This window comes from Candidatus Ancaeobacter aquaticus (assembly GCA_030765405.1).
Lineage (GTDB): Bacteria > Auribacterota > Ancaeobacteria > Ancaeobacterales > Ancaeobacteraceae > Ancaeobacter > Ancaeobacter aquaticus.
The window spans coordinates 1-7,492 of the sequence record JAVCCP010000036.1 but is presented as its reverse complement, the minus strand read 5'-3'; the positions used below and the strand labels follow the sequence as shown (position 1 = coordinate 7,492).

The following is a 7,492-nucleotide window of genomic DNA, read 5'->3' as shown; positions in this document are numbered from 1 at the left end:
TTCTTTTCCTCTGCCGACATCTTTAACCTCTTCCTCATACAGACCCTCCTTTCCTATATATGATACATTATATATGTATCAGTTTTTATGTCAATAAAATACTTCAACGTCAATACGAATTTGCTCATACAAGGCGTTTACCACTAAAATATCGTAAATAGAATGACTTATGGTGAGCTAAAATACTTTGTTGCGGAATTGCTGGGGGGAGGGAGTGGGGGATAAATCTATTATAAACTAGCTCCTAACAAAGCATCTGCATCTTGAGATTCATTTAAAGATTTGTCAATTGCAGCTGGTCCTGGTTCTTCCGAAGATTTAGTAAGTTCTAACTGGTAAGATTCTAAAGCCTTTTCAGCTTCTGGTATTGTTCCTAACTCAGATCGGATATCTTTTAGTGTTTTGAGCTGCATTTTAATTTTTGAAAGATTTTTTGCATGTAGACTAGGGGCTTCGTCAAGAAATATTGCATTATAAAACATATGAACAAGAATCGGGGTATTAAAAAAAGCAGGAAGCCTCAAACGATCTTCATCCGTAAAAATATCACCAGCAGTTTCCTTGTAACCTTCTAAAAAAATATTCAAATCATCCCTTAATGGCCCCACATAAAGACCTTCCTCTCTTCGGCCTGTTTGAATTAGCGTTGCAAAGAAGTCCTCCAACGGACAAGCAACCCTTATTTGGTCCCAATCAATAGATTGAATAATGTCAATGCCCGATTCATCAAATATAAGGTTTGCAAAGTTAAGGTCGGATGGAATCATATGTTGCAAAAAAGAGTTAAAACGTTCAGAAGTCCAATAATTACGAACCTCCTCCGTTACACGGTCCAACAACTCAGATTCTTTCTCTGACAAGTAATTTTTAATCTTTTGTCTCCATTGTTCTGCGGGATCAACTATTCGCCCTACCGTTCTAGAAAAGGAGTAAGATTTAGGGTGACTTTGGTAAGGACTCTTATAGTTTCTAGACAATTTATGAATTTTCCCCAACATACGGCCAACTGCCTTTAAAGTTTCCGGCAAATTTGATGCATCAGCACGGGATATTTGTCTGCCCTCCCCCCAACGTTCAATATGGTAATATTCATACTTCCCAGTTTCTTTAATTAACACTTTTGTATAATAGTGCGCTAGCTTACTCCCATCAGTACCCTTTTTAGGCATTATTTTTATCGGGATACCGTTGCTCTGTAAATACAACATGTAATGTATAATAAGTTTTGCTCCCTCTTCATTAAAAACGTTCAGTCGTTTAATTGGTATTTGACCACCAGGAGTAGAAAGAACAAAAATCGGTCTGCTAGCCATTGCACCCCCACCTGATATCGTTCTAATATTTTGTACATCTAAGCCAAATTCTTCTGCAACTTTTTTGGGTACTTGTGCTAAGATTTGAACCTTATTGATTTGATCGATAAATTGTGCGATCTTTTTATCCGTGTCGAATAAATTCGCATACATCTTGAATGAATCCAATACCTTCACAGCACTTGCATAATCGATCTCTCTAGAACCAAAGGCATACAAATATGCGTCTATCAGAAAAAAACTCCTAAGACCATATTTAATAAAAAAAGTGAGTTCTTTGTTTGAAAGTTTTTTATCCGGATCCAGCTCTCTTTGATATACGCACATAAACCGCAAAAGATTTTCGTACAACGTCGCAGGATCATCTGTCAAAACATTCATAATAATCACATTAAGCTCTCTAAGCTTATAATCATACCTCACTGAAGCCATATCATATATAGTTGAGATAGTGCCATTTGGGCCGTGCCTGACGTTGGTGTCCAGATCAGAGTGAATGAAGACATAATCATCTTCGGGTATCTTAAGATTTTCCTTAACCAATTTGTGCTGGGCAGAAATAAATTTGTTGTTCTGATCGAATAGAGCCTGTCTTTCCCCAAGACCGTTTTGGGCAGCTTTACTAAAAACTATATCTTTATGGCCGGTTATATAATCCACCATAGGACGTTTAGGTATACGTCTGCCAAATAGTCTCCGAGGATTTAGCCTATTTTGGATCTGGGCTGCAAGACGAAGGACACTATCAACTTTGTCAGGTTGCCAGCGAAATTCTTCTTTATATTCACCCTCACTTCTGAATTCTTCCAACATCCAATACCTTCCCATAAACTTAATAGTATAATCAAGCGGATTGCCATTTTGCGAATTTGTCTTTTTAAGCTCAGGGACAGGAAATCTACATCTTCTCATCTCATTCTGAGTGCTGATAATAAATTTAATATCTTCCGGAGTGTTCTTGTAGAGTTCCGGACCGCATCCTTTCAAAACATACCTCTGGCCGTTTGTCAAAGTCAACATAATAGGTATTATTGATGTCGAACTGCCCTGCACCAGAAAATCCACATTCGAAGCGGTGTCGTCAATCTTATAATCAATGTCATAATATTGTTTCAGTATCCTGGATAACTGGGAAATTAAATAATGCGTTCTTTTGATTCTTTTTTCATCCGCAGCAAAAAAACCCTTTTTTGTGTTCATAGCCCTGACACCACCAAGTAATTTATTCAGCTTCTCAATCGCACGTTTGTCGGATTCGGATAAAATGAATGACATCTGCGCAAGTCTCTCGTCAGCTTCTTCTTTCATATCTTCAAGAGTATGGCGATCAAACTTAGGGGCAAGGGTATACCGAGAGAAGTCTGTCCATCCAATCTGCTGAAGCAGAAAAATCCACAATACTAAGAAGCCAATCAACTTTAAAAACACTCTATTTTTACACATAGCTACACCCTTTCACACAAATACACTACACATAAACACACAATTCTTGTATTGCGCATATATGACCGCATTATACCTGCTAAATTAGGGTTTGTCAAGAACCTAGAGATTTTTATACCCTTAACTTAACACCTATGGGATTTTACGCCGCCCTATCTGCCAGCTCACTACCTTTCATATGATTTTCGATATTGGGCTTAGCCGGTTCAAAATAACCATATTTTTTCTTGAACCATTCCACCGTCTCTTTAATCCCTTTTCTCAAGTCAGTCCTTATCTTCAAACCCAATACAGCCTGCGCCTTTGAAGAATTAAACGGCGGCGCTATTATCACCCTCGAATTTGGTTTTGCTTCAAACGAGCGGGCTTCCCCAGAAAACGCATTCACTATTTCTTTTAATAGAACTTTCATGGTTACCGCAGGGCCAGTTGGAGATATGAGAAACATCTCATTCTTATTAAAATGTTTTACTCCGGCCTTTCTAACGGCATCGGTCAGGTCCCTCACATATATAAACTGCCGGCTGTCTGTCGACGGGGATATCTCTTTGCCGTCTTTAAGCCGTTTTGTCACCGATCCAATAACATCACTTTGACTGCATCTTGGCCCATACACATTACAGAACCTTAAAATCACCCCATTCCCCGGGTTTGAGTTCTTAACAAATTCCTCGCCTAAAACCTTTGATATCCCATATATCTGGTCTAAGCCAAAAAATCCCTGCAAATCTCCTAATTCACTTCCTACTCTATGCAAATACTTATCAACATATTCAAATGGAGACGTGACTTCTTCGCCTCTAATATATCGAGTCAAATATTCCGAAAAATCCTTCCTGGCCTGTTTTATCCAATCTCTGACCTCTCCTTTAATCGGCAGAGGGGTTTGCTCGTTTACTGAAGCATCCTGATCATCCACGAATAGCAGGAAATGTCCTGTCGATGCATATACAACCTTTTTATTATATTTCATCGCCAATTCAGAGATGAGCCCTGTTAAAAGGCCGTTAACGGCAAAAAGGTTGACTACCTTTCGATAATCGATCTCTTTTGCTCCTGCATCAGCCGCAAAATCATAGACAACCGAACTATGCTCAATCATCTTTCCTAAACCTTCCGCATCTTTGAACATATCATCGATACCAACACAATAGAAATTTGGATTATTAAACTGTTCTTGATTGTTTACGAGCCTTTCTTTATCAAATCCCCTCACTAAAATCGCGACCTTTTCACCCTTTGCCAGAAACTTATCCGCCATATGCGACCCGATAAAACCGGATCCTCCCAAAACAAGCGGAATATTTTCACCTTTCGTTTCCTTCAAAAATTCGTCAACAGTTTTAACGCCGCCAATAGTGGGCAATTTTCCCTGCAGTTGAAGCTTTTTGATATCGTTCGGAAAATTTTTTGGGGATTTCTCAATTTCTTTTTTGATCAATACGATGCGGACTTTATTAAATACCTTTTTTGCTTCAGATACATTGTCAACTATAACACCGCAAGCGCCGGCTTCGAACAAACCTCGCTGTTCTGCTGCTGAGTTTGTGCATCCCATAACTCTCATACCGGCCTTCTTTACATATTCATTCATACGCCTGTCTAAATTCGCCCCGATACTAATATAAGTAACACCCGCCTGATTGGCTTCGTCGATAAGCGCGTCAAGCTTCTGCTCAGGCGATTGTTTATCAATCTTATCCATCTTTTCGGTTGCAAGAACACGTGGATGATCAGGAAAAACCTCTTTCATTAACTTCAACTGTTTCACATCAAATGACGCAAACATGACATTATTCATCAATCCGCTTCTTTCAAATGAGGATTTGATAATTTTCATAGCGTTCTTATCGTAGTTATCTTCTGCCTCAACCCTCTTTTCCCCGGTTATGTTTTGCCACCAGTGGTCAGGCCACTTATGGACATGCGCCAAGAGAACAAGATTATTTACACCTTCAATCTTAAGCATCTCATCAAGCGTTAATATTGTTGGAACCGCCTTTTTTAATTCTTTAAGAGTCAACGATATCGTTGGCATCGCTCTAATGCACGGATCGTGAATAAGCACAGGATATCCATCAATCGTTACATGGATATCAAACTCGATCGCATCGGCATCAGAATTTATGGCATTTATAACCTCACTTCTATTATTGGCCTTGTGTTGAATAATAAGAGGCTTCTCAGCGAGAAATATCTCCACAACATCTTTCGGTTCTTTTTCCACCTGCGACCTGAATTGGCCGAGTGTTAATTTATCAACCTTAATTTTTAGCCCGGATTTAATGCTCGAATCTACATCCCTCTTATTTGCAGGCTGCGCCTTAACCTTCTTTACTTTGGTAATTTTTCCTTCTTTCGCTGATTCCTTTTTTACTTCGTTCCATACAGACGCAAGCTTATCGATTAAAATCTCGAGAGTTATTGGAGCTCCCAGTTGAAACAATACCTCCGCCCTGCCATACCACAATTGGCGTGGGGCACCTTCCTGAAGATTTTCATTGAATGCATTCAACGCCTTTATCAACGGATTTAGATCATATGCGGCATTCATTCTTGCAAAAGAGCCATATCTGATAGAAACAGCATATTTTCCTGCTCTGTTCTTATATATAGCAACAGGCTTGTCTGACACATACCTCCCGGCACTTTCAGCAATCCAGTCATTAATTTCATTTTCGTCGAGCGGACTCTTTCCTTCATTATCAAGAACCACAACATCATCTTTCAATGCATACAAAGGCGAATCTTCTGTTATAGGCCCCAGGGCCAGGGTATCTTCCAAACTCTTTGTCCGTTTTTTTGCAACCCGATTAACGGCCTTTATTCTTTTCAAATATGCCGTATAGCGATTTTCGTTTTCCATGCTCTCTATGTTTGCTAATATATCGGGAAGTTCATTGATAATATTCTGGATTATTTTACCAACGTCATGATTTGTAAGTTCCGTTGGTTTCTTGCCTCTTGCGGTACATACAGCTTTCTTCTGCTCATTGATCATTTGGAGGACAATAAAAGCAAGTTTTTGAGCATCGGTAAGCTTATTGACTGTAAAATTCTCATCATATGTTTCCTGTCCAAATAATGAAAAATCCGTGAAATGATCGGACTCCTGAATCAATTCTCTATAGTCTTTAGCTAATTCGGGTTTTTGGAAGGCAAAGAATGACCAGATCGCATCCGGATCAAGGTTCATGGCATTTGTAAGAACAACCGTCTTGCCATCTTTTACAGACGCAAACTGTTTTTGTCCTTCAGGGGTTTTCATCCAATCCATAATTCTTGTAAAAGAAGGTTTTTCCTCACCATCGTCATACGCATCATGATGATCAATAACAGACAACCACGGATTTTTTTCCATCTCTTCCGCTATCTGTTCCTTAGTTTTACCTTTGAATGGATTATTATCTACAATGATGACATTTTTTGTTCCGCGGATTTTATTAAGCCCTTCGATATTTAAATCTTCGTTACGAATAATAAAGGTAGAAGTTGAAGGAAACTTTTCATATCCAGTAGGCACTTTAGCATCTTCGGCTTTGGCAGCTTCAAAAAAAGCAGTCAATCTATCAAGCCAAACTGTTTTCAGATATAAAATCCCCAAATATTCTCTCTGCGAATAAAGATCTTCTAAATCTGGATGGTGTTTTAGATATTCTTCTACAAAGTTATCCACATCTTCTCTTGGAACACTCAAATCGATATATCTAAAATGTTTTTTATCAATATCTTTTCCTCCATATGCTATATGCCTTACAGATAGTCCCAATGTTAAATCGGATTTATCTGATGGAAAAATAACTACACCATGTGTAGGCATTGTAAAACTTCCATATGTACCGTTATCCTCTAACACTGCTATTGCTAACTCATTGAGCATTCCTATCTGATATTCTTCTTCAACAAAGTTGTAATATTGAAAATATATTTTTTCGCTATATTCTTCTCTTATTAGTCCTTTATCTTTTATTCCGTCAAATGAGGATACGTTCGTGTTATGCCAAAGAATCTTTTCATAAGGAGTACCTTTTACTGATTTTTTTAATTTTTCAAATTTAGTTTGTATAAAATCTATATCAGGATGAGCAATTAATGGGCGTAATACAGTATTTTGAAGATCTTCCTCTGTTAAAGGAAGAAGTTGAGCGACTAAATCTTCTTTCTTGCCATCTTCAGCAAATTTTGCTTCTTTCTCAGGCTCAGATGTTTTGGCATCGGTTTTTTTGCCCTGATACTGAATGGCTTCACAAGCTTTAATTTCGTCTTTATATTTGTTTTTCTCATCAGACGGCGGGGCAAGTTTATTACTTGTAACTCGCCACTCAGCGCTTGTAAAAAAATTAGGCATTGCCCACACAATGTTTTGGCAGAGGAATACAATCGTTACCGCAAGAGCAATAATCTTTATGAATAACTTTTTGTGTATTACTTTACTTTTCATTCTCTCTCTCAAAATTCATTTCATTTATAGAAAATGTAGTACATCCTTCTATCTAATCCTTTTAGGGTTAGACACAAAGACACATCACTTATAGCATTCTCTACAAACATTATATTGCCCGTATTGTACACTATAAAATCGGTTTTGTCAAGAGCCCGAATTGCCTCACCAGCTTTGAAGAATCAAGGGGATTTTTTGCGTATTTCTTTGCAGGGATAAGAGTTCAAGATTCAGAGACAAAAAGGTAGTGCAACTTAAATTACAGAATGCTAATACATAGGAGGCACCGGCTAGA

2 protein-coding genes are annotated in these 7,492 nt (G+C 38.2%); both read right to left on the bottom strand.

Annotated elements, in window-relative coordinates; genetic code table 11:
* Nucleotides 1–230 precede the first annotated feature (230 nt).
* The gene (locus P9M13_03850) at nucleotides 231–2,756 is read right to left on the bottom strand and encodes a phosphotransferase (GenBank protein MDP8262419.1); all 2,526 of its coding nucleotides are present in this window, start codon (nucleotides 2,754–2,756) and stop codon (nucleotides 231–233) included.
* Between the two features lie 142 nt (nucleotides 2,757–2,898).
* A complete protein-coding gene (locus P9M13_03845) occupies nucleotides 2,899–7,197 on the bottom strand; it encodes an NAD-dependent epimerase/dehydratase family protein (GenBank protein ID MDP8262418.1) in 4,299 nt (1,432 codons plus the stop codon).
* Between the last annotated feature and the right edge of the window lie 295 nt (nucleotides 7,198–7,492).